23 protein-coding genes, 1 tRNA gene and 1 riboswitch are annotated in these 22,152 nt (G+C 63.5%); of the genes, 11 read left to right on the top strand and 13 right to left on the bottom strand.

The annotated features are described in order from the left end of the window. Nucleotides 1-34: 34 nt before the first annotated feature. A riboswitch (SAM riboswitch) is annotated at nucleotides 35-114 on the bottom strand. Between the two features lie 150 nt (nucleotides 115-264). After that, nucleotides 265-1,359: a 2'-deoxycytidine 5'-triphosphate deaminase gene (locus AC0CMF_RS08135; protein ID WP_374628496.1), complete on the top strand. Its 1,095-nt coding sequence runs from the start codon at nucleotides 265-267 to the stop codon at nucleotides 1,357-1,359. 73 nt (nucleotides 1,360-1,432) lie between these two features. Here AC0CMF_RS08135 and AC0CMF_RS08130 read toward each other — a convergent pair whose 3' ends face one another. After that, on the bottom strand, nucleotides 1,433-2,080 hold the full coding sequence (locus AC0CMF_RS08130; RefSeq protein ID WP_374628495.1) for an alpha/beta family hydrolase: 648 nt from the start codon (nucleotides 2,078-2,080) through the stop codon (nucleotides 1,433-1,435). Nucleotides 2,081-2,184: 104 nt separating this feature from the next. Then, nucleotides 2,185-2,943 carry a transporter substrate-binding domain-containing protein gene (locus AC0CMF_RS08125; RefSeq protein ID WP_374628494.1) on the bottom strand — a complete coding sequence of 253 codons (759 nt, stop codon included), beginning with the start codon at nucleotides 2,941-2,943 and terminating at the stop codon, nucleotides 2,185-2,187. Nucleotides 2,944-3,410: 467 nt separating this feature from the next. On the opposite strand from AC0CMF_RS08125, the gene AC0CMF_RS08120 reads away from it, so the two are divergent. Then, nucleotides 3,411-5,183: a glycosyltransferase gene (locus AC0CMF_RS08120; RefSeq protein ID WP_374628760.1), complete on the top strand. Its 1,773-nt coding sequence runs from the start codon at nucleotides 3,411-3,413 to the stop codon at nucleotides 5,181-5,183. 50 nt (nucleotides 5,184-5,233) lie between these two features. Then, on the top strand, nucleotides 5,234-5,521 hold the full coding sequence (locus AC0CMF_RS08115; RefSeq protein ID WP_163001214.1) for a hypothetical protein: 288 nt from the start codon (nucleotides 5,234-5,236) through the stop codon (nucleotides 5,519-5,521). Nucleotides 5,522-5,544: 23 nt separating this feature from the next. On the opposite strand, the gene AC0CMF_RS08110 is transcribed toward AC0CMF_RS08115, so the two are convergent. Together AC0CMF_RS08110 and AC0CMF_RS08105 are read right to left on the bottom strand one after the other, a co-directional pair. Then, nucleotides 5,545-5,829 (bottom strand): type II toxin-antitoxin system RelB/DinJ family antitoxin, encoded by a 285-nt coding sequence (locus tag AC0CMF_RS08110; protein ID WP_050470888.1) that lies wholly within the window; start codon nucleotides 5,827-5,829, stop codon nucleotides 5,545-5,547. Nucleotides 5,830-5,978: 149 nt separating this feature from the next. Then, nucleotides 5,979-6,052, bottom strand: a tRNA-Gly gene (locus AC0CMF_RS08105). 290 nt (nucleotides 6,053-6,342) lie between these two features. On the opposite strand from AC0CMF_RS08105, the gene AC0CMF_RS08100 reads away from it, so the two are divergent. Continuing rightward, nucleotides 6,343-7,137 (top strand): ion transporter, encoded by a 795-nt coding sequence (locus tag AC0CMF_RS08100; RefSeq protein ID WP_122519496.1) that lies wholly within the window; start codon nucleotides 6,343-6,345, stop codon nucleotides 7,135-7,137. A 170-nt stretch (nucleotides 7,138-7,307) separates the two neighbouring features. Here AC0CMF_RS08100 and AC0CMF_RS08095 read toward each other — a convergent pair whose 3' ends face one another. Continuing rightward, entirely contained in the window at nucleotides 7,308-8,405 is a 1,098-nt protein-coding gene (locus tag AC0CMF_RS08095) for a quinone-dependent dihydroorotate dehydrogenase (protein WP_374628493.1), read from the bottom strand. 10 nt (nucleotides 8,406-8,415) lie between these two features. Beyond that, entirely contained in the window at nucleotides 8,416-8,760 is a 345-nt protein-coding gene (locus AC0CMF_RS08090) for a DUF952 domain-containing protein (RefSeq protein ID WP_374628491.1), read from the bottom strand. A gap of 206 nt (nucleotides 8,761-8,966) precedes the next feature. Between AC0CMF_RS08090 and AC0CMF_RS08085 the strand changes: the two genes are divergently transcribed. From AC0CMF_RS08085 to AC0CMF_RS08070, 4 genes are all read left to right on the top strand, one after another. Further along, complete coding sequence (locus AC0CMF_RS08085) at nucleotides 8,967-9,617, top strand: S24 family peptidase (RefSeq protein ID WP_058897742.1); 651 nt, start codon at nucleotides 8,967-8,969, stop codon at nucleotides 9,615-9,617. Nucleotides 9,618-9,751: 134 nt separating this feature from the next. Further along, nucleotides 9,752-10,489: a thermonuclease family protein gene (locus tag AC0CMF_RS08080; protein ID WP_374628490.1), complete on the top strand. Its 738-nt coding sequence runs from the start codon at nucleotides 9,752-9,754 to the stop codon at nucleotides 10,487-10,489. Between the two features lie 255 nt (nucleotides 10,490-10,744). Beyond that, nucleotides 10,745-11,806, top strand: a complete 1,062-nt coding sequence (locus tag AC0CMF_RS08075) for an AraC family transcriptional regulator (protein WP_374628488.1) — start codon at nucleotides 10,745-10,747, stop codon at nucleotides 11,804-11,806. A gap of 74 nt (nucleotides 11,807-11,880) precedes the next feature. Continuing rightward, nucleotides 11,881-12,150 (top strand): DUF6460 domain-containing protein, encoded by a 270-nt coding sequence (locus AC0CMF_RS08070; RefSeq protein WP_050470882.1) that lies wholly within the window; start codon nucleotides 11,881-11,883, stop codon nucleotides 12,148-12,150. Here AC0CMF_RS08070 and AC0CMF_RS08065 read toward each other — a convergent pair. Next, nucleotides 12,142-13,104, bottom strand: coding sequence for a histone deacetylase family protein (locus AC0CMF_RS08065; protein ID WP_094462241.1), 963 nt, complete (start codon nucleotides 13,102-13,104; stop codon nucleotides 12,142-12,144). The two genes, AC0CMF_RS08070 and AC0CMF_RS08065, sit on opposite strands and share 9 nt — an antisense overlap. 44 nt (nucleotides 13,105-13,148) lie before the next feature. Next, nucleotides 13,149-14,063, bottom strand: coding sequence for a GntR family transcriptional regulator (locus AC0CMF_RS08060; RefSeq protein ID WP_374628486.1), 915 nt, complete (start codon nucleotides 14,061-14,063; stop codon nucleotides 13,149-13,151). A gap of 127 nt (nucleotides 14,064-14,190) precedes the next feature. On the opposite strand from AC0CMF_RS08060, the gene AC0CMF_RS08055 reads away from it, so the two are divergent. Next, complete coding sequence (locus AC0CMF_RS08055; protein ID WP_472481441.1) at nucleotides 14,191-15,288, top strand: isocitrate/isopropylmalate dehydrogenase family protein; 1,098 nt, start codon at nucleotides 14,191-14,193, stop codon at nucleotides 15,286-15,288. An 11-nt stretch (nucleotides 15,289-15,299) separates the two neighbouring features. Further along, the gene (locus tag AC0CMF_RS08050) at nucleotides 15,300-16,034 is read left to right on the top strand and encodes a transporter substrate-binding domain-containing protein (RefSeq protein ID WP_094462244.1); all 735 of its coding nucleotides are present in this window, start codon (nucleotides 15,300-15,302) and stop codon (nucleotides 16,032-16,034) included. A 42-nt stretch (nucleotides 16,035-16,076) separates the two neighbouring features. On the opposite strand, the gene AC0CMF_RS08045 is transcribed toward AC0CMF_RS08050, so the two are convergent. From AC0CMF_RS08045 to AC0CMF_RS08035, 3 genes are read right to left on the bottom strand one after another with little or no spacing between them, the layout of a single operon-like run. Next, nucleotides 16,077-17,060: an Hsp33 family molecular chaperone gene (locus AC0CMF_RS08045; RefSeq protein ID WP_050470877.1), complete on the bottom strand. Its 984-nt coding sequence runs from the start codon at nucleotides 17,058-17,060 to the stop codon at nucleotides 16,077-16,079. An 11-nt stretch (nucleotides 17,061-17,071) separates the two neighbouring features. Beyond that, on the bottom strand, nucleotides 17,072-17,995 hold the full coding sequence (argF, locus tag AC0CMF_RS08040; RefSeq protein WP_050470876.1) for an ornithine carbamoyltransferase: 924 nt from the start codon (nucleotides 17,993-17,995) through the stop codon (nucleotides 17,072-17,074). 2 nt (nucleotides 17,996-17,997) lie between these two features. Beyond that, the gene (locus tag AC0CMF_RS08035) at nucleotides 17,998-19,200 is read right to left on the bottom strand and encodes an aspartate aminotransferase family protein (RefSeq protein WP_374628483.1); all 1,203 of its coding nucleotides are present in this window, start codon (nucleotides 19,198-19,200) and stop codon (nucleotides 17,998-18,000) included. 423 nt (nucleotides 19,201-19,623) lie between these two features. On the opposite strand from AC0CMF_RS08035, the gene AC0CMF_RS08030 reads away from it, so the two are divergent. Next, nucleotides 19,624-20,196 (top strand): GcrA family cell cycle regulator, encoded by a 573-nt coding sequence (locus AC0CMF_RS08030; protein ID WP_123193714.1) that lies wholly within the window; start codon nucleotides 19,624-19,626, stop codon nucleotides 20,194-20,196. Nucleotides 20,197-20,698: 502 nt separating this feature from the next. On the opposite strand, the gene phoB is transcribed toward AC0CMF_RS08030, so the two are convergent. Then, on the bottom strand, nucleotides 20,699-21,397 hold the full coding sequence (gene phoB, locus AC0CMF_RS08025; protein WP_050470873.1) for a phosphate regulon transcriptional regulator PhoB: 699 nt from the start codon (nucleotides 21,395-21,397) through the stop codon (nucleotides 20,699-20,701). Between the two features lie 37 nt (nucleotides 21,398-21,434). Continuing rightward, a complete protein-coding gene (gene phoU, locus AC0CMF_RS08020) occupies nucleotides 21,435-22,145 on the bottom strand; it encodes a phosphate signaling complex protein PhoU (RefSeq protein ID WP_050470872.1) in 711 nt (236 codons plus the stop codon). Nucleotides 22,146-22,152 lie beyond the last annotated feature (7 nt).

The raw sequence follows: 22,152 nt of genomic DNA, 5'->3' as shown, positions 1-22,152 counted from the left end.
TCGCTCCAGAAACAAAAAACCGGCCATAAAGGCCGGGTGTTTCTCCCCGGCCTCTTTAGCAACTTCTTTAACGTGGCTGCAAGCCGGCCGGCTCAAATCACCACGGATCCTGTCTGCAAATACGCCTTTCATGGCCGGTGGTCAATCTTTGCCAGCCATGGACCCGCCATGAAAGGGTTGGCCAAGACCCTGCCATCGGCTAATGACAGCGCAGAGGAAGATAACGCCCCTCCCCGGCTCCCCCGGCTCCATGAAAGGCTTGCCATGCGCCCAGACGGCATTCTGCCCGCCCACATGATCGAGGACATGTTCCGCGCCGGAACGATCCGCAGCGAGCTGGCGCCTGTCGACGGCCAGATTCAGCCGGCCAGCCTTGACCTGCGCCTCGGGGGGCTAGCCTACCGGGTGCGCGCCAGCTTCCTGCCGGGCAATGGCGTCGCCGTCGCCGACAAGCTGGATGCCTTCGCGCTGCATACCATCGACCTGACGCGCGGCGCCGTGCTGGAGACGGGCTGCGTCTATATCGTGCCCTTGCAGGAAAGCCTGGCGCTGCCCGATGCCATCTCGGCGACCGCCAACCCGAAAAGCTCCACCGGGCGGCTTGATGTCTTCACCCGCGTCATCACCGATGGCGGGCGCGCCTTTGACACGGTGCCGGCCGGCTACAACGGGCCGCTCTATGCGGAAATCTCGCCGCTCACCTTCCCCATTCTGGTGCGCAGCGGCTCGCGCCTGTCGCAGATCCGCTTCCGCGCCGGTGAGCCGCTGATCCCGGACAGCGAGCTGGAAGGCGTGCATGCGCGCCTGCGCCTTGTCTCCGGCGGCATGGAGCGCATCGGCGGCGGCGTGCAGCTGTCCATCGATCTGGAAGGCTCCGGCGATGGCAGCCTCGTCGGCTACCGCGCCAAGCACCACACGGGCGTCATCGACGTGGATCTGAAGGACGCGCATCACCCGCTCGACTTCTGGGACCCGATCTACCGGCGCGGGGCGGCCGAACTGGTGCTCGACCCGAACGAGTTCTACATCCTCGTCAGCCAGGAGGCAGTGCATGTGCCGCCGGATTTTGCCGCCGAGATGGTGCCCTTCGATCCGCTGGTGGGAGAATTCCGCGTGCATTACGCCGGTTTCTTCGATCCCGGCTTTGGCCACAGCACCGCGGGCGGCACAGGCTCACGCGCCGTCCTGGAAGTGCGCTCGCACGACGTGCCCTTCATTCTGGAGCATGGCCAGACGGTCGGGCGGCTGGTCTATGAGCACATGGCCGAGCGCCCGCATCAGCTCTATGGCGAGGGCATCGGTTCCAACTATCAGGGGCAGGAGCTGAAGCTCTCCAAGCATTTCCGTCCGCTCAGCTGATATCAACTCCCGATGAGCCTAGCTCATCGGGAGTTGCTCAAGTCCGCGCGGCAGGCGCACCGGGCCTGCTATCTCAGACGGCCAGAACCTTGCGGGCAAACTCTGCAACGGCCTTGGCGGTGGCGGTGATGTTACTGTCCCAGGTCGCGGGCGACTGGCCGCGGGGCCCGAGGTCGTGGTTGCCGTCTTCGAGGAACAGGATCTCGCAGGTGCCCGGCAGGGTCACGTCTTCCAGCTCTGCCTGACTGCCGAAGGGGTCACGCTCGCCCTGCGCAATGAAGATGGGGCGGCGGGCCTGTTCCAGCGGCTCAAGGCGCCAGACATCGGACTTGCCCTGCGGGTGGAACGGATAGCCGATGCAGACAACGCCCTTCACACGCCCCGGCAGCGAAGCGCCGGCCGTCAGCATGGCGGCCACACGCCCGCCCATGGACTTGCCGCCAATGAGGAACGGGCCTTCCACCTCACCCATCAGCGCCTGCATGGCCTTCTGATAGGCCCCGACCAGCAGTTCGGCCTTCGGCGGCGGAGCCTTCTTGGCCGTGGTGCGGCGCGCGGCCATATAGGGAAACTCGAACCGCACCACGGCAATGCCTTCGGCCGCGAGGGCTGTGGCAAGCCGGTTCATGATGGCGGAGTCCATCGGCGCACCGGCGCCATGGGCCAGAAGCAGGGTTGCATCCGGCGTGCCTTCCGGGCGGGTCCAGAGAAATTCGGTCATCAGGCTGTCCTGTTGTGGCGGCGGATGGGCTCCGCGCGCAAAGAGTGACCCGGCTTAGCCAGAACCGGCCGGTCTGGCAATGGCTTTGCTGGCGGTCTGAAGCCTCAGTAGAACCCGACCGGAAAATAGCGCAGGTAAAGCTCGCCATAGATGCCCTTGTCCTGCACCTGCCGCAGGGCATAGTTCAGCGCATCCAGCAGCGCCTGCTCATCACGGCGCAAGGCAATGGAAAGCCCGTCGCCAAAATAGCGCGGCTCCAGCCAGGGGCCGGGGGCAAAGCGGCAGCAGCCATCCGCCTCCTTGCTGGCCAGCCAGAAGGACAGCGCCATGCCGTCGCCGAAATGCACATCGGCCTTGCCCTCCTTCAGCGCAGCCCTTGCCTCCCCTGCTGTGGGGAACGGCTCGACGGCAAGGCTCGGAAAGGCAGCCTTCAGAAAGGCCTCGTGGCGGCTGCCGGCTTCCACGCTGATGCGCTTTGCGGATGGCATGTTGGGATCAAAGCTGTCCGTGCCCTGCCCCAGCACGAACCGGGCGGGCAAGCGCATGTAGGTGTCGGAGAAGGCCATCTCCCGCCGCAGAGCTTCCGTCTTGGCAAGGCCGGAGAGAATGGCATCGCCCTCCCCCGCCATCAGCGCATCCGGCAAAGCCTCGAAGGCCTTCACCCGCAAGCTGCAGGAGGCCCCAAGCTCCTCGCAGACCGCCCGCGCCAGATCCACATTGAAGCCGGTCAGGCGTCCTTGCGGGTCACGGAAGGAAAAGGGAGGAAAATCATCCGAGGCGAGGAATTCAATCTTCTCCGGCGGCTGCGCGGGACGTTCGGCCAGCGCGCGCGGATCGCGGAAGTTGGGAATGACAATGGTCATGCCCGCTCCGTTCAGCGGCGAAGGATCCGCAGTTTCCTGAGCTGGTGCCTGGGCTGGTATAAAACCAATCGCAATTGAGACTAAAAAATATAAAACTGTTGATTGTGGGAATATCTTCTGCCGTACTCCTTGCGGGAGCCGGATGAGTGTGTGTCCGGCGGCCTCGGAAGGGGCGGGCGATGTCTGTTGTGGCAGAGGAGACTGCGTCAGACACTGTGAAGCTGCCAAGAATGGCAGCAGACGCCGGCGAAGCTTTCCTGCAGTGTGAATCTCCTTCGCCCCGCCCGCAGGCAGCGGCCCATCAGGCCTCTTCCGAAAACGGGCCAGTCCCGAAAAATGAAAGAGCCGCGCCGCAGCAATTGCTGCAAGAGGAGATGCATGTCCTTGTGTCACGGGGTCTTTCTGCCTCTGCGCTGCGGTCTGCCTGTCAGCTGGCATCCTATCACGGTGTCCATCCCGTGCACTACATGATGCGCAATGCCATCCTCACGGAAGAGGCCTATTACAGCGCAGTGGCGGAAGTCTGCGGCGTTCCCTTTCTGCCAGTCGGCAGCTTCCGCCCGCTGCTGGTCAATGGCCACGTGCTGCAATGCGGCCCGGGTGAAGCCGGGCCGATGATGATCGGTCTCGGCCGGGAGGGGCCGGTCTATGTGGTTGCGCCCGAACCTGAGCACGTCGCCGAACTGCGCGCCTTCTTTCTGCGCCATCCGGACTGGAGTGCGGCCGTGCGCATCGCCACGCCTTCGGCTCTGCGCCACGCCCTGACGGTGCTGAATGCGCCCGCCGGCGAACTGGAAGCGCGCTTTCCCCACATGTCGGCCCGCACCCGCGTGACGCCCCGCCAGCAAATCGGCGCGGCCGCCATGGCCGCAAGCTTTTTCGCCGGCATGGTTCTGCCCTTTGATGTGCAGATGCTGCTGCTGAGCCTTGTTGTGGGCCTCACCTGCATTCTCACCGCAATCGCCCGGCTTTCGAGCGCAAGGCAGGCCCAGGAACGGGCGCGCCTTGCCGCAGAGGAAGCCTTTTTTCCGTCCCAGAGGGCGGCAGCGCAACCTCATGCGCGGCCATTTCAAGAAGAGTGGCCGCTCTATACGGTGCTGGTCCCGCTCTACAAGGAAGCGGCAGTCGTGCCGTCGCTGGTGGATGGCCTTGCCAGGCTCGACTATCCGGCGGACAGGCTCGACATCCGTTTTCTGGTGGAGCAGGACGACCGGGAAACCCGCGTGGCCTTCAGGGGCCTGCTGCGCGAAGGCATGGAAGTGGTGGTGGTGCCGCCGGGCCATCCGCGCACCAAGCCAAGGGCACTGGCCTATGGGCTGGACTCCTCCATGGGCGAGTTCGTCACCATCTATGACGCGGAAGACCGGCCAGAGCCCGGCCAGCTGAAAAAGGCGGTGCGCAAGTTCCGGGAAAGCCCGGAAAGCCTTGCCTGCCTGCAGGCGAGCCTTGTCATCGACAATGCGGAGGAGAGCTTTTTCACCCGCCAGTTTGCCATGGAATATGCCAGCCTGTTCGATCAGGTCATTCCGTGGTTTTCCGGCGAGGAATGGCCCTTTCCGCTGGGTGGCACCTCAAACCATTTCCGCCGCGCGGCCCTCGTTACCGCAGGCGGGTGGGACCCCTACAATGTGACGGAAGATGCCGACCTTGGCCTGCGCCTTGCCCGCTTCGGCTTTTCCAGTGCCGCCCTCGACAGCGCCACCTATGAAGAGGCGCCGGTGACGTGGAAGGTCTGGTATGCGCAGCGGGCGCGCTGGTACAAGGGCTGGCTGCAGACAGTGCTCGTCCACCTGCGCGATCCGTCCATGCTGTGGCACGATATGAGCCCGCGCCGCGCGGTACCCATCGCCTTCCTCATCGGCGGCAGCCTGCTGACGCTCGGCCTGCACCCCATATTCTGCATGATCCTGATGGGTTACCTGATCGGCCTGTGGAACATGCCCGTGCCCGATGGGCTCATGTCCGACATCACCGTCTGCCTCAGCGCGCTGGCCGCCATTTCCGGCTATGGCGCCGCCGTCATCGCCGGACGCAGCGCCGCCCGCGCCCGCGGCTTCGAACCGCGCTTCAGCGATCTCGCCCTCATTCCCGCCTACTGGCTCTGCGCCAGCTTCGCCTTCTACCGCGCCGTCTGGGACTTCTTCATCCGCCCCCACCACTGGCACAAGACCACCCACGGCACCGCCCGCAAGCGCAAGACGCCGGATTTCGGGAAGAAGGGGGAGGATGGGAGCGGGTAGAGGGCTACCGGTCCCGAATGCTCAACAAACGCAGCAACTGGAAAACAGTCATGCCATCCATCGAAGTCTTCTGGAACGCCTTTGCTCTTGAGGAGTACATAGTCCGTCTAGAGAGGCTCCCGGCGAGCCAGGCAGCGCAGACACACAAGGCTGTTCAGGCAATTCTCCGCAAACTTTCGGCAACACCGCTCCTGTATCCATTTCACGATAAGGATCGGGGCATACGCAAGATCAACCGTTTCGGTGAGACGGTGCTCTTCATCGCACATGAAGGGCATGTAGAAGTGCTTGGCGTGTTTCCAGAACGATCAAACTGGATGACAAGGTTTCCGAACTGACTCGGCCCGCCCTGCCATGGAGCTCACTTCTTGAGAGCAAGAACCGCTTCGATCTGAAGGTCAGCATCGCTCCCTGAAACGGAGGGACGGCGATCGGCCAATGCCATTTCAATCCGTTCCTCGATCCAGCGCTCATAGGTGTCAGGATCAGACCCAAGACCCACCGGCATGCCATTATCCCGGACCACACGATGCAAGAAGACCCGGATTGCCTCCGACAGGGACAGCCCAACATTCTCAAGTGCCTGCTCGGCACCTGCCTTGAGCTCAGGGTCTACACGGACATGGATCATCTGCGTCGCGCTCATCGGCCTGTCCCTTATAACGAACAAGCTTACCGTATCTCATTTGAGATACAATATCAAGATCCGGTATGTGGGGGCCTATCAGCATTTGCCATAGAGGGCTGCCAGCCAAGGGCAGATCCAGTGCGCATCTCGAAGTGGCTTGGAAAATCTGGAGCGGGTAGCGGGAATCGAACCCGCGCGTTCAGCTTGGGAAGCTGACAGGCTACCATTACATCATACCCGCCGGAGCATGACGGCATCAAAAGGGGACAAGGTGTGTCCGGATGCCGTGGCCTTGGCGCATTAGATCGCCTGCGGCGGCGGTTCTGTCAAGCGGCGCTGGGACGCTTTTCAACGGGAGCCGGATGCAGGGCGGCTTCCGCAGAGTGCTTCCAGAGGCCGGCGCGGGAAACTGACCTGCAAAACTGAGGGATTTTGCGTTTCAATGTCCTGCGGGCTATTGCGTATCAAGAGCGGAATTGCCAGTTTGCGCGGGCGGCGTCCGGCCGTGTTTCCAGATGGACATTTTTCAGTATGCGCCAGACTTTAAAGGCCCTCATCACGTCAAGCCGCTGGGAAGCGGCCATCATTGCGATCATTGTTGTCAATGCCTTCACCCTCGGGCTTGAGACCAGCCCCACTGTCGTTTCTGCCATCGGCCCGCTGCTGCACACGCTCGACAAGATCATCCTCGGCATTTTCGTGATCGAGCTGACGTTGCGCCTTTATGTGCACCGGCTGTCCTTCTTCCGCGATCCCTGGAGCATCTTCGACTTCGTGATCGTGGCGATTGCCCTTGTTCCGGCCAGCGGCCCCTTCTCGGTGCTGCGTGCGCTGCGCATCCTGCGCGTGCTGCGCCTCATCTCGGTGGTTCCGTCGCTGCGGCGGGTTATCGGCGGACTGATCACCGCCCTGCCCGGCATGGGCTCCATCATGGTGCTGATGAGCCTCGTCTTCTATGTCTTCGCCGTCATGGCCACGAAGCTCTATGGCGAGACATTCCCCGACTGGTTCGGAGATCTTGGCCGTTCGCTCTACACCCTGTTCCAGGTGATGACGCTGGAAAGCTGGTCCATGGGCATCGTGCGGCCGGTGATGGAAGTTCACCCCTATGCCTGGGCCTTCTTCCTGCCCTTCCTGGTCTGCACCGCCTTCACCGTGCTCAACCTCTTCATCGGTATCATCGTTTCGGCCATGCAGTCCGAAACGGAGACGATTGCCGAAGCTGACCGGCAGGCGATCCACGACGAAACGGGGGTCATTCTCGAAGAAGTCCGCGCCCTGCGCCGGGAGATCGAGGCGCTGCGGCAGCAGACGGCGGGCCGCTGACGGGGACTTTCACGAAGTACAAATGCGAAGAGGCCGGAGTTCAACAACTCCGGCCTCTTCGCAGTTTCCATACCAAGGCTTTCGATGCTGACGCATCATGCCTTGAAATTGCTCAAGCGCCGCACGGGCTTGACCAAATCCCGATGAGTCAAGCTCGTCGGGATTTGGTCTCAGTCCAGATTTTCGCTCGCCCAGGCATCCACATTGGCTGAGCGCAGCCCGGCGAGGCTGGAGAAGCCGCCGCGTTTCAGTTCCCCATCCAGATGCTTGAGGATGGCGGGAACCAGCCCCGGCCCCTTGTAGACCAGCGACGAATAGATCTGCAGCAGCGTTGCCCCGGCGGTGATCTTGACCAGAGCCGTTTCGGGGCTGTCGATGCCGCCAACGCCGACAATCGGAAGATCCGGCCCCACCAGCTTGCGCGCGCGGGCAAGAACGATCGCGGCACGGCGGAACAGGGGGCGCCCGGAAAGCCCGCCCGCTTCCTGCGCGGTCCGCATGTCCTGCAGTCCTGCGCGCGACAGCGTGGTGTTGGAGACGATCAGCCCGTCCACCTTGTGGGTCAGCACCGCTTCGGCAATGTCCTCCAGCCCTTCGGCGGAGACATCCGGCGCAATCTTCAAAAGCACCGGCACCTTGCGTCCCACCTGCAGGCTCTGCGCATCGCGCTCGGCCATCACGGCAGACAGCAGCTCATCCAGCGCCGCCTTGGCCTGCAGGTCGCGCAGGCCCGGCGTGTTGGGCGAGGAAATGTTGACGGTGAAGTAGGACGCCAGGTGCGCGAAGGTGCGGATGCCGGCCACATAGTCGGCCACCCGGTCCGCCGCATCCTTGTTGGCCCCCACGTTGACGCCAACGATGCCGCCCCTGCCCTTGCGCGCTTCCAGCCGGGCCAGCAGCGCCGCATGCCCCTCGTTGTTGAAGCCGAAGCGGTTGATCACTCCCTGATCGGCCGGCAGGCGGAACAGGCGCGGACGCGGGTTGCCCTCCTGCGGGCGCGGCGTCACGGTTCCCGCCTCGGCAAAGCCGAAGCCCATCCCGAGGATCGCATCCGGCACTTCGCCGTTCTTGTCAAAGCCGGCAGCCATGCCGAGCGGGTTCGGGAAGCTCAAACCCAGCACCTCCTGCCGCAGGGAGGGCAGGCTGGTGTTGGAAAAGCGCGGATAAACACCGCTGGCGAGCGCGCGGATCGTCACGCCATGGGCCGTTTCGGCGTCGACACAATGGAGAGCCCGGAGGGTCAGGCGATTGGCAAGGGACTGGAACATGGGCGTGAGATCACTTCGTCAGGTCAGGAAACACATGCTGCCCATCCGGGCCGAGCGGCAGCGCCTCGACCCACAGGGCGCAGGCCGGATCGAAGCTGGCGTAAAGATGCGGGAACAGCGCGCCGCCGCGCGAGGGCTCCCACTTGACCGGCTGCCCGAAAGCCTCGCTGTCGAAGGCAGCCAGCAAGAGGCCGTCCTGCCCGGCAAAATGTTTGGCTGCCGTTTCGCGCACCTGCTCCGCCGTCGAGAAGTGGATGTAGCCATCGGCAAGGTCGACCGGCGCGCCATCGAACCTGCCCCGGCTCACGGCCTCATCCCAGAGGTTGCGCGTCAGTATCTTGAAAATCACCGTCATGCCGGTCCGCCCATGTGCTTTTGGGGAGCCTCTGAACTGGCCCCTGTGCGTTGGTTGAGGCGGACCCTAGTCCGGGATTTTGCATTGGACAACCAGCACGCACCACAGGATCAACCGCCTATTCATTTGCATCAGGAATATTTGCCAATATCAATGGAATTCAAAGGGATTTATTCCTGATGAGGCAGCACGTGGAGGAAAGAACCATGCTCTCGCACGAGCGCGTCTGGGCAGCGATAGACGCCCTGGCCACACGCAAGCGTCTTTCGCCCTCGGCCCTCGCGCGCCGTGCCGGGCTGGATCCGACCACCTTCAATCCGTCAAAGCGGGTCGCCGGCGACGGCCGCCCCCGCTGGCCCTCGACGGAGTCTCTTGCCAAGATACTTGAGGCAACAGGTGCGCAGCTGTCCGACTTTGCACAACTTGTGGAAGGTGACGCAATCCTCGCACCCGCCAAGACAGCAAACGGCATAACCATGCCATTTGCCCGTCTCTGCGGGGCCGGCGACGGCGCTGGCCTCTTCGACGCGACAGGCAATCCGGCGGGCGCCGGCTGGGACGAGATCTCCTTTCCCGATGATCTGGGCAGTCAGGTCTATGCACTGGGTGTGGGAGGCGATGACTATCTGCCGCTTTACCGGGACGGAGACATCATCGTCATCGCGCCGGGCATTCCCATCCGCCGGGGCGACCGGATCGTGCTCCGCCAGACCACTGGCGGGATGCTGGTCGGCAGCTTCGTGATGCGCACCGCGCGGCGGCTGGAGTTGCATACGCTGGGCAGTTCGGGCACCATCACTGCGATGGACCTCGACAGCATCGCCTGGATGGCGCGGATCGTCTGGGCCAGTCAGTAGACCGGGACGGTACGAGGCGGAACTGCATGGCCGGACAAGAGATCAGACACCCGGTCTCATGCCGCGGAATCATTCGCTTCACATGGGCTTGCAGCCTTGTCTTTCTTGCAGGCCCAGCCTTCAGTCAATCCGCCGTGCGCAATGTCTCGCCACCGGGTGTCGCCGTACCTCACATCACGGCCCCCCTGCAGCGGATTGAGCGCGTCCGGCCGCAGGCTGCCCGCCAGAGCGAAGCCGCCGCCCTGCCTGAACGCAGTTTCCACATCATTCGCCCGCTCGTCCTGGAAAGAGCCGCCCTCAAGTCGGGGAAGCTGACGGTTGAACTCGCCCATGTCACCGGCCTGCCTGCTGCCGGGACCTGTGAAACCGCAAGCGGCCAGATCTGGCCCTGCGGCACAAGGGCGTTGACGGCCCTGCGCGCGCTTGTCCGCAGCCACAGAGTGGACTGCGAACCGGCCGCCTCCCTGGGCCCGCATCACATGTCCGCCATCTGCCGCAAGGGACCGGTGGACCTTGGCTACTGGCTGGTGCAGCAAGGCTGGGCAAGGGCTTCCGAGGATGCGCCGGAAGACTACACAACGGCTGAGGCCGCAGCCCGCGAGGCTGGGCTCGGCCAATGGCAACAGGCAGACTTCCAACCCCTGCCGCAAGGCACCCCCATACCGGACATGCCGCTCATCGGCATGACCGGTGACACGGCACCGCAAAGACCCGCGCCCATCGAGATACTCCAAGATGAAGGTGCGCCGGATCAAGCCAGTTCCCGCGCTGAAACCCCGCTCATCCCGGCATGGGAAAACCCGTTTGATGTACAGGATACCGGCGCGGAGACGGCTTCTGCCCCTGCGCTTCATTCTCTCCCCCAGCCCTGAGCCCAACGGCAGAAATCGCTAGGCATTCTTCCCCGCTTTCCAGCCGTAAAGACTGAGGCATGATGGCAGAATCCTGTGGCGCGAAGGAGGAAGCACCATGCCAGCACCTGTACTGGCATTGGCACTGGCACCTGCATAGGCACCTGCACTGGCGCAAACCGTTTTTGATTGAATCTGACGGAAAATTGACATGTTGCGCCAATGCGGGAGTTGTATCATCCTATGCAATCACAGGATGAAGCCGGGGAAGATCTGATGGATAAGTCGTTGCCTCGCCGCATGGTGGAGGAATGGTGCCGGGCCGACACGCTGCAATCCCTCGAAATTATCTGCGAGGAAAAAGGCCTCGACTGGCCCCGCATTGCCCGGCGGTTTGGCATTTCTCCCGAGACGGTCCATCAAACGGGTGCGACAATTCCCTACCGCATCGCTCTTTCCGTCTGCGAATTCGTGGCGGCTGAAACACGGGATGACGCCATCATTCTGGATGTGGCCTCCAGTATGCCGACAGGCGTGTTTTCAACCTTCGACTACGTGGGTCTGTGCGCCCCCAATCTACGTGCAGGCATACGCAACTGGGTCCGCTTCCTACCATTGCGCTCCAACAGCTACGGACTGAATTTCCGCGAGGACGAGGATTGGGGCATCATCGAGTGGATTGTGCCCGACCGGAACATGCCCCGTGCCCAGCATACCTTCGAACGCGTTGCCTGGGCTGCCAGCCGCGTCGAATATGCGACGCAGGACCCGCAGGTGCAGCTGCGCATCGACATCAGCCAGCCAGCGCCCCGATGCCGGTCCGCCTTTCAGGAGCGCTACGGCAGCAGGCTGCGCTTCGGCCAGCCGCTTGACCGTATCCTCATCCCCGCGAAATATCTCGACCGGCCGACACCCAACAGCGAGCAAAACCTCTACAGCATCGTTGAACAGGCCGCGATCCGGGAGATGGAGGAGTTCCGGGTCCAGAGCGATCCGCTGGTGCGCGTTGCCGATACCATCAACGAAAGCCTCAAGGCAGGCGCCGTCAGTCTGGAGCGTGTCGCCAGCGAACTGGGCATGTCGCAGCGCTCGCTGCAGCGCCTGCTGGAGGCGGAGGGGACATCGTTCCGCAAGCTGACGGAAACGATCCGCCGCAACATGGCCGCACGCTATCTGCGCGACACGTCGCTGCCGCTGAAGGAAATCGCTTTCCTTCTTGGCTTCTCGGAGCTCTCGGCCTTCTCCCGCGCGGTCAAGACCTGGTACGGCGTGCCGCCCAAGGCTGTGCGGCTGCATGGGGAAACTCCGGCCCCGCTCAGCTGGCAAGCTGCCGACTGATCGCACAGGGGGGATGCGGAACGGCTGGCGAATCCCTATGTTGTGGCGCAGACGCTGCTTCAAGGGAGTTCGGCATGTCCGGTGGCCTCAACAAGTTTCTGGGTGACAGTCCGGCACGGGTGCTCCTGCGCCTCGTGTTCCTGTCGCTTGTGGTCGGCGTCATCCTGTCGGCGCTGAACCTTGACCCGCTGGGTCTCTTCGACCTGCTGATCTCCTTCGTCCAGCGCCTCTGGAACATGGGCTTTTCCGCCATCGAGCAGGTCTGGCACTATCTGGTGCTTGGCGCCGTCGTGGTGGTGCCGGTGTGGCTGGTCATGCGGCTGATGGCGAGCCGTTCAAGCTGACAGAACGGACGTTTCGCGGGCGACCGCGGCTGCCGCCCGCAACAGGGTGAGATGCCGGCCCGCCAGTTCATCAATGTCCGTGGAATAGCCTCCGCCCAGCACCCCAGCCAGCGGCAGGCCGAGACGGCGCACGGTGCGGATGACATGCTCGTCCCTCAGCCGCAGGCCTTCATGGCTCAGCGCCAACCGCCCCAGCTTGTCGCCTGCAAAGGGATCAACCCCGGCATTGTAGAACACGATGTCCGGCTCGGCCCGGTCGATCACCTGAGGCAGATGCTCCGCCAAAAGGTCCAGATAAGGCGCGTCCATAAGCCCGTCCTCCAGCCCCAGATCCAGATCCGACGGCACCTTGCGCACCGGATAGTTCTTCTGCGCATGCATGGAGAAGGTGAAGACGGACGGGTCGCCTGCGAAGATATCCGCCGTGCCGTCGCCCTGATGCACGTCCAGATCCACCACCAGCGCCCGGCGGATGACGCCATCGGCCTGCATCACCCGGATGGCCACGGCCACATCGTTGAAGACGCAGAAGCCCGCCCCATGCGCCTTGCGGGCATGATGGCTGCCGCCCGCCGTGTTGCAGGCAAGGCCGTGTTCCAGCGCCAGATAGCCAGTCAGTACCGAGCCGCCGGTGGCACAGCGCCCGCGCAGGGCAATGCTCTGCGTCATCGGAAAGCCGATCTCGCGGGCAATGGCAGGCGGCACCGCCGTGCTGAACACCTGCTCCACATAGGCCGGATCATGGGCCAAAGCCACCCATTCCGCCGGAGCGGCCCGTGGCTTCAGGAACTTGCCGCCCGGCACCAGCCCTTCGGCCAGCGCCAGCTCCGCCACACGCCGGAACTTGTTCATGGGAAAGCGGTGCTCTTCCGGCAGCTCGGCGCAATAGGCCGGATGATGGACAACAGGAGGAAGAGGCGGGGCGGCGGGCAGGATGAGATTCATGCCAGCCATTATAGATCTGCCTCAGCCTGTTTCCAGAGCAGGCCAACCGTCTTTCAGGACCGCTCCGGACCGTCCGGCGGCACAATGAAGCCAAGTGCCGACAGGCTGTCACGCACCTGGCGGAGATGGCTCTCCATCTCCCCCGCCGCGCCTTCGCAGTCACCCGTCTCAAGCAGGTCCAGAATGCGCAAGTGCTGCCGGGCCTGCCGGTAGTAGCGCTCCCGGTCCTCCATCGCCTGATAGGTCAGCAGCCGGCGCAACCGGTTCACGCGCACGAGGGTCTGCAGCATGAAGGGGTTTCCCGCACCCGTCATCAGCGTCTCGTGGAACTGTGCGCCCCGCAGGTAGAGCGTGTCGGGCGGAACACGGTCGATGCCGCCCTCCAGCAGATCGTGCTCCACGCGGCGCAACCGGGCAATGTCCTCCGGGGGCAAACGGTAGCCCGGCAGCCGCAGGGCACCCGGCTCAAGGATCAGCCGCAACTGTGTCGTATGGGCAAGGGCATCCGGCGCCGTCAGTTCGGTGTTGATGTCCCAGCCGTAGCCTGCCCGCTTTTCGGCAATGCCTTCGCGGATCATGCGGCCCATCAGATCCGCCGTCTGACGTTTCGTCAGCGCAAACCGGTCGCGCAGTTCCTGCTCCGTCACCCTCGGCCCGATGGTCCGGCTGGCCAGCAATCCTGCCAGCTTCAGATAGGCGGCGTGGATCGGATCCTGCGCCGCAGGGGGCGCGGCGGAATGGGTGCCGTGAACGAAGAAGCCGCGATTGGACTCGTGCCTGACACGTCCTGCCTCGGCCAGCTGTTTCAGCGCCTGCTCAACCGGCCAGCGGGACACCGCGAAACGGCGCGCCAGCTCACCGGTGCGCAGATGCGCTCCTGCAGGCAGCGACTCGGCTTCGATGAAGGCGGCGATATCGGCCGCCAGATGGGAACTTATGCTGCTGCGCGAGGTGGACGAAGCGGTCAATGGCGTGCTTTGGCTATGAATGGGAAGACAGGCTTTCACCCTATCACGGCGGCTCCCTGTTTTGATATTGCATTTTTAAATCTAAAAATGGATATATGCAGGATCGAACGCAACACTGGAGCCACGCATGACCGCCCAGCCATCCGCCCCCATTTCCCTGCTGCTCCTCGATGGCGATGGCATCAGCCCCGAGATCACCACGGCCACGCTGAAGGTGCTGGATGCGGTGCAGCACCGGCTTGGCCTGCGGTTGCAGGTGAGCCGTGCCGAGGTCGGGCTGCGCCCGCTCGCCGCACAAGGCACCACCTTTCCCGCTGGCCTGCTGGAGCAGGCCCGGGCGGCCGATGGCGTGATCCTGGGTCCGGTGTCCCACAACGACTATCCGCCCGCCTCAGAAGGTGGCATCAATCCGTCGGGGCATCTGCGCAAGCATCTGGATTTGTTTGCCAATATCCGCCCCGCGAAGTCGCATCCCGATTTCCCCGCCCGCTGCGGCGTGCCGGTGGATCTGGTCATCGTTCGGGAAAACACAGAGGGCTTTTACGCCGACCGCACCATGTTTGCCGGGACCGGAGAGTTCATGCCCACCGAGGATGTGGCCATCGCCATGCGCAAGGTCACCCGGCAAGGCTCCCTGCGCATTGCCGAGGCCGGCTTCCGGATGGCCCGTCAGCGCGGCGGCAAGCTGACCGTAGTGCACAAGGCAAATGTCCTGCGTCTCAGCGATGGGCTGTTCCTGTCCTGCACACGCGAGACTGCCAAGGCCTATCCCGATGTCCAGTTGGAGGAAGTGCTCGTCGACGCGATGGCAGCATTGCTGGTACGGGATGCCTCCGCCTTTGACACGATCGTGACGACGAACATGTTCGGCGACATTCTTTCGGATCAGGCAACCGAAATCGCGGGGAGCATTGGCCTGGCGGCCTCGCTGAATGCAGGGACGGATCATGCAATGGCACAGGCCCAGCACGGCTCCGCACCTTCGATCGCGGGACAGGACCGGGCCAATCCTGCGTCCCTGATCAATTCCGCGGCCATGCTTCTGCGGTGGCTGGCGGAACGGCGGCAGGACGTGCGGCTGGCTGAAGCAGCCGGAATGATTGAAGCTGCGGTGACCCGCGTCATCGCCGTGCCGGAATGGAGAACCGGCGATATGGGAGGCCCGCTCGGAACTGCAGCCTTCACTGCGCGTCTTGTTGAGGCTATTGAGAGCAGCAGCATCTGAGGAGACGCCGAATGACAAATGACGGACTGAACGCTCTTTTCGCTCCAACAGGGGTGCTGCGGGTGGTGATCAACACCGGGAACGCCATCCTGACAAGGCCAGGCGAAGGACAGCTTCCCGCCGGTGTTTCAGTTGACCTTGCCCGGGCCTTTGCCGCCGAACGCGGGCTGGAGCTGGAACTGCTGCCGGTCACGAATGCTGCAGCCTCCGTGGCTCTGGTAGCTGAAGAGCGCGCCGACATCGGCTTCTTCGCGGTCGATCCCACACGGGCAGAGGTGGTTGCCTTCACCAACCCCTGGCTTCTGATCGAGGGCTGGTATCTGGTGCGGGAGAACTCGCCCATCACGGCGCTGGAGCAGGTGGACCGTCCGGGCATCCGGATTGCCGTGGGCCGTGGCAGCGCCTATGACCTTTATCTCAGCCGCGCCATCCACTCAGCCACTTTGGAAAAGGTCACGACGTCACAAGAAGTCGTGGACTTCTTCATGCGTGAGAACCTGGAAGTCGCGGCCGGTGTCCGCCAGCAGCTGGAAGCAGATCAGCGGCGCGTGCCGGGATTGCGTCTGCTGCCCGAGCGTTTCATGGTGATCAAGCAGGCCCTGGGCGTGCCCGCAGGCCGGGATCCCCGCCTGATCGGGGCGCTCAACGCCTTTCTTGCCCGCTCCCGCAGTTCCGGCCTGATCGCGAAGCTTCTGGAGAGCAACAGGACGGAAGGTGCCGTCATTGCCGGGCCGGAGGCAGCCTAAAAAAGCGCCCGCCCTCAACGGGGCGGGCAGCCTTCATCTCTTTCAGACGGCTTCGGCCTTGAACTCGTAGACGGCGCTGCAGAATTCGCAGGTCACCACCACCTTGCCGTCCACAACCATCTCCGCCTTCTCCTCTTCGGAGAAGCTCTGGAAGATGCCTTCGATCTTCTCGCGCGAGCAGCGGCAGCGGTCGGCGATGGGCTGGGCGTCATAGAGGCGCACGCCGCGCTCATGGAACAGGCGGAACAGCAGTTCCTCCACCGGGATGTCCGGATCGGTCAGCTCGTCATCGCGCACGGTGCCGGTGAGGCTGCGGGCCTCGGTCCAGGCATCGTCCTCATCAATGCTGTGCTCTTCCACGCCTTCCGGCATGTCTCCGGGGTGGAGATCAGCCTGACGCATGCGCTCCGGCGCTTCGGGCAGGAACTGCACGAGAATGCCGCCGGCAGTCCACTGCTGGCTCGGGGCTTCGCCCTCGCGGCGGGTGAAGAGACGGCCAACGGCAAGGCGCACTTCGGTCGGGATCTGTTCGGAGCGGGCGAAGTAGCGGCGGGCCACCTCTTCCAGCGAAATGCCGTCCAGCTCCACCAGCCCCTGATAGCGCTGCATGTGCTTGCCCTGGTCGATGGTCATCGCCAGATGGCCACGGCCCAGAAGCGCGGCCGCATCGCCATGTTCCCCTGCCCCGCCCGGCGCAAAGGCTTCCGGCTCGAAACGGGCATAGGCGCGGATGGCATCAGGTGAGGAAAAATCCACCACCAGCATGTTCACCGGGCCGTCGGTCTGGGTCTGCAGCGTGAAACGTCCCTCGAACTTCAGCGAGGTGCCGAGCAGCGCCGTCAGCGCAATGGCTTCGCCCAGCAGGCGGGCCACGGGGGCCGGATAGTCATGCCGGTCAAGGATCTGGTTCAGGATGGGGCCAAGCGCCACGGCGCGGCCGCGCACATCCAGCCCTTCCACGGAGAAGGGCCGGACGGCATCGGTGCCCGCAGGCGTCACGCCATAGGATGCAAGATCAAGTGCCACGTTTTACGTCCTCAAAGGCCGTTGAAACACCAGGCCAGAATACCCTTCTGGGCATGCAGCCGGTTTTCGGCCTCGTCAAAGACCACAGAATTGGGTCCGTCCATCACGTCCGATGTCACTTCCTCGCCGCGATGGGCCGGCAGGCAGTGCATGAACAGGGCATCCGCATGGGCTTCCGCCATCAGCCGCTTGTTCACCTGATAGGGGCTCAGCAGGTTGTGACGGGTTGCCTCGTCGTCGTCGCCCATGGACACCCAGCAGTCGGTGATGACGCAATCGGTGCCCTTCACGGCGGCGAAGGGATCATCGGTGACGATGATCGAGGCGCCTTCCGCACGCGCGGCTTCAATGAGCGCAGGCGGCGGTGCCAGTTCCGGCGGCGTGGCGATGCGCAGCTCGAAATCCATACGCGGCGCGGCATGCACCCAGGAGGCCAGCACGTTGTTGCTGTCGCCGGTCCAGGCCACGGACTTGCCCTTGATGGAGCCGCGATGCTCCTCAAAGGTCATCAGATCGGCCATGATCTGGCACGGATGCGAGCGCTTGGTCAGGCCATTGATGACCGGAACGGTGGCGTTTGCCGCCAGCTCGTTGAGGTCATCATGGTCGAGAATGCGGATCATGATGGCATCAACGAAACGGGACAGCACCCGGGCCGTATCGGCGATGGTCTCGCCCCGGCCCAGCTGCATTTCCGCGCCGGTCAGCATCAGCGTTTCACCGCCAAGTTCGCGCATGCCCACGTCGAAGGAAATGCGGGTGCGGGTGGAGGGCTGCTCGAAGATCATCGCCAGCACCTTGCCGGCCAGCGGGCCTTCACCGCGGCGGACACCGTTGCGCTCAGTCTTCAGCTTGCGCCCGAGGGCCAGAATTCCGCGCAGTTCCTCACCGTCAAACTGCGTCAGATCGAGGAAATGACGCCCATTCGCAGACATGTTCACACCCCATCCCCTTCCTTGGCCAGATCGGCCTCCACGGCCGCTGCGGCCGCCTCGATGCGGGCCACAGCCTCGCCGATTTCCTCATCCGTGATCGTCAGCGGCGGCAGGATCCGCAGCACATTGTCGCCGGCGGGAACCACCAGCAGGCCATTGGCACGCACCTTGGCCAGAACTTCCGCATTCGGGCGGACACATTTGATGCCGAGCATCAGCCCGCGCCCGCGCACATCCTCGAATACCTTGGGATGGGCGTCGATCACCGCAGCCAGCCGCTGCTTCAGCAACAGGCCCTTGCGCTGCACTTCTTCCAGGAAGCCCGGAGCCAGAATGACATCCAGCACCGCATTGCCCACGGCCATGGCCAGCGGGTTGCCGCCGAAGGTGGTGCCATGCGTGCCGGGAACCATGCCGACAGCAGCCGCTTCCGTCGCAAGGCAGGCGCCCATGGGGAAGCCACCGCCGATGCCCTTGGCAACGGCCATCAGGTCCGGCGTCACACCCGCCCATTCATGGGCAAAGAGCTTGCCCGTGCGGCCAACGCCGGTCTGGATCTCGTCGAAGATCAGCAGGAGGCCTTCGGCATCGCAGATCTCGCGCAGCTTGCGCAGGAATTCCGCATCCACCTCGCGCACGCCGCCCTCGCCCTGAATGGGCTCGATGCAGAGTGCTGCGGTGGTGGGGCCGATGGCCGCCTTCAGCGCATCCAGGTCACCGGTCTTCACCTGATCAAAGCCCGGCGCCTTGGGGCCGAAGCCTTCCATATATTTGGCCTGACCGCCCGCCGCGATGGTGGCAATGGTCCGGCCATGGAAGGCGCCTTCAAAGGTGATGATGCCGATCCGTTCCGGGCGGCCATTGACATAATGATAGCGCCGCGCCGTCTTGATGCAGGCTTCCATCGCCTCGGCGCCGGAGTTGGAAAAGAACACCCGGTCCGCAAAGGTGGCATCCGCCAGCCGCTGGCCGAGCTCTTCCTGCCCCGCAACCTTGTAGAGATTGGAGATGTGCCACAGCTTCTCGGCCTGCGCCTTCAGCGCATTGACGAGATGGGGGTGGGAATGACCCAGCGCATTCACCGCGATTCCCGACCCGCAGTCGAGAAAGCGTCGCCCGTCAGCGGTCTCCAGCCAGACGCCTTCTCCGCGGACGAAATCCAGGTCCGCCCGTGCGTATGTGCCGAAAAGTGCCGACGCAGTCATTTCCCTTGCTCCTTCAGGTAGTTAAGCGCGCCTTCCGCATGGGGTTCATGCCAGGGCGTCTACCATCAACGGGTTCTCAAAACGAACTGTGCCGCCCTCGCAGGCGGCACACCGAACAAGGACCGTTTATACAACGGTCCTACCTATGGGTGTCAATGCAAATGGCGCATTTCCGCCATTGCCGCAGAAGGTAAAAGTCAACCCCGGTTATCTGGGGAAAAGTCGTTTCGTCCCCGGTTCATGTTTGCCCCCAACTTGCCTCGCCTTCACCGCCCATTGTAGTGTCCAACCAGTCGGATACGACATGTCGTGCTGTAGTTCACCAAATCATACTGGATATGGCCACTAAGGCGCGGACCACGCGTGCCTTAATTCATGGTTAATGCGTAAAATTCTACAGCCGCAAACGACGGGGTGCGACAGATGAGCTGGACTGACGAACGCGTAGATCTCTTGAAGAAGCTTTGGACGGACGGTCTGAGCGCGAGCCAGATTGCTGCCGAGCTTGGCGGCATCACGCGCAACGCTGTCATCGGCAAGGTTCACCGCCTTGGCCTGTCGGGCCGCGCCAAGACGGCGGCCCCTGTCACCAAGCAGCGCCGCCCGCGCAGCGCAACGGCGCCGGTGACGGCAGCCGCCGCGCCGCAGCAGACCACGGTGCAGGCCACCTCCACCATCCGCACGCCTTCGGCAGGAACGCCGCAGCTGCGCGGCGCCACGGCGCTGAAGATGGCACCGCAGGAAGATGTGGCCATCGACGTGGAAGCAGCACCGCTCGCCGAACTGGTGCCCTTCACCGAGCGCGCCACGATCCTCACCCTCACCGAGCGCACCTGCAAGTGGCCGATCGGTGACCCGTCCTCTTCGGATTTCTATTTCTGCGGCCGCCATTCGGAGCCCGGCGTTCCCTATTGCCCGCAGCACTGCCGGATCGCCTACCAGCCGGTCAACGACCGCCGCCGCGCCGCTCCGGACAAGAAAGCCCTTCGCGGCTGATGCTTCAGAGGGGGCCAACCAGCACCCCAAGCGGCTCCCTCACCCAATCAAGCCTGCCCGTTGCGGCAGGCTTTTTTGTTGGCTGGAGGTGGGGGACGGCATTGAATACCGGCGCAAAAGGCTCCGTCAGAAGGGACGAGAGCCACCGCCCAAACCTCTCCGTTGTCATCCCCGCGCATGCGGGGAACCAGTACCCCCAGTCTTCAAATTTCAAACTCAGACCAACTCGCGACGAGCCTGGCTCACCGTGAGCTGCTCAAGCCCTTGTGGCGATTGAGCATGATGGTCAGCATCTCAGGGCCTTGGTTTCAGAGCGCACTGGATCCCCACCTTCGTGGGGATGACAACGGAGAGTTGGTCAAGCCGTGCGGCGCCTGAGCAAATTCAAGGCGTGATGCGTCAGCATCGAAAGCCTTGGTGTAGGGGCAGCGCAGAGAGCCTCCAAAAGCCAAAAGGCCCGCACGGATGGCGGGCCTTTCCAGAAGAATTGCAGCAGAGCGGATCAACTGGCGACGGCGAACTGATCGTTGAAGGCATAACCCGCGCCGCGGACCGTGCGGATCGGATCCTTCACCTTGCCCTTGTTGATGGCCTTGCGCAGGCGGCCGACGTGAACATCGACGGTGCGCTCATCCACATAGACATCATGACCCCACACACCGTCGAGCAGCTGCTCGCGGGAGAATACGCGACCGGGCGAGGTCATCAGGAATTCCAGCAGGCGGAACTCGGTCGGCCCCAGGTGAATTTCCTTGCCGTTGCGACGGACGCGGTGGGTTTCCTTGTCCAGCTCCAGATCGCCGGACTTCAGCATGGTGGACACCACTTCCGGGCGGGCCCGGCGCAGGATGGCGCGCACGCGGGCCATCAGCTCGGGGATCGAGAAGGGTTTCACCACATAGTCATCGGCGCCGGTGGCCAGGCCCCGGATGCGCTCGGCCTCCTCGCCGCGTGCCGTCAGCATGATGATCGGCAGGCGTTCGGTTTCGGACCGGGCCCGGACGCGGCGGCACAGCTCGATGCCGGAAAGGCCTGGCAGCATCCAGTCCAGCAGCAAGAGGTCCGGCTGCGTCTCCCGCAGCCGGATTTCGGCGTCATCTCCCCGGTCGCAGGAGTCCACGTCATAGCCTTCCGCTTCCAGATTGTAGCGCAGCAGAAGGCTCAGGGGCTCTTCGTCTTCAACGATAAGAACCTTGGGCATGGCAATATGCTCCGGACGTCACTTACAGGCAGGCAGATCAGGCGCCTTCGTTTTCGGCAATGCCCATCTCGTCGATCTTGCGGCGGGCTTCCAGCAGCTGGTCACCGGTCACCATGAAATAGACGTTTTCGGCGATGTTGGTGGCGTGGTCACCAATGCGCTCGATGTTCTTGGCACAGAACAGCAGGTGGGCACACTGGGTGATCTTGCGCGGATCTTCCATCATGTAGGTCAGCAGCTCGCGGAACAGCGAGGTGTAGATGGCATCCACCTCATCGTCGCGCTCGCGCACAGCCTTGGCGGCTTCGGCATCACGGCCCGTATAGGCGTCCAGCACCGACTTGAGCTGGTTCAGCGCCAGATCGGACATGTGCTCGACGCCGAAGGCGGCCTTCTTGGAATTGAAGACGCCGTCGATGGCAATCACGCGCTTGGCGATGTTCTTGGCAAGGTCACCGACGCGCTCCAGATCGTTGGCGATGCGGCCTGCGGCCATGATCTCGCGCAGATCCTGACCCATCGGCTGGCGCAGGGCGACGATGCGGATGAACTTCGCCTCGATTTCCTGCTGCATCTCGTCCAGCTTGGCATCGGCCTGAACGGTGGCCTGTGCCTTGGGCAGATCGTGAGTCAGCAGAGCGGTGACGGCATCATTCACCAGCTTCTCCGCCAGACCGCCCATTTCGGCGACCCGGCCGGCCAGGGCGCGCAGTTCCTCGTCATACGAGCTTACGGTATGCTCGGACATGTCGTGT

The sequence above is a fragment of the Pannonibacter sp. CBAS1226 genome (assembly GCF_055685825.1).
Note: the sequence above shows the minus strand (reverse complement) of the source record. Positions and strands in the feature narration are given on the sequence as shown.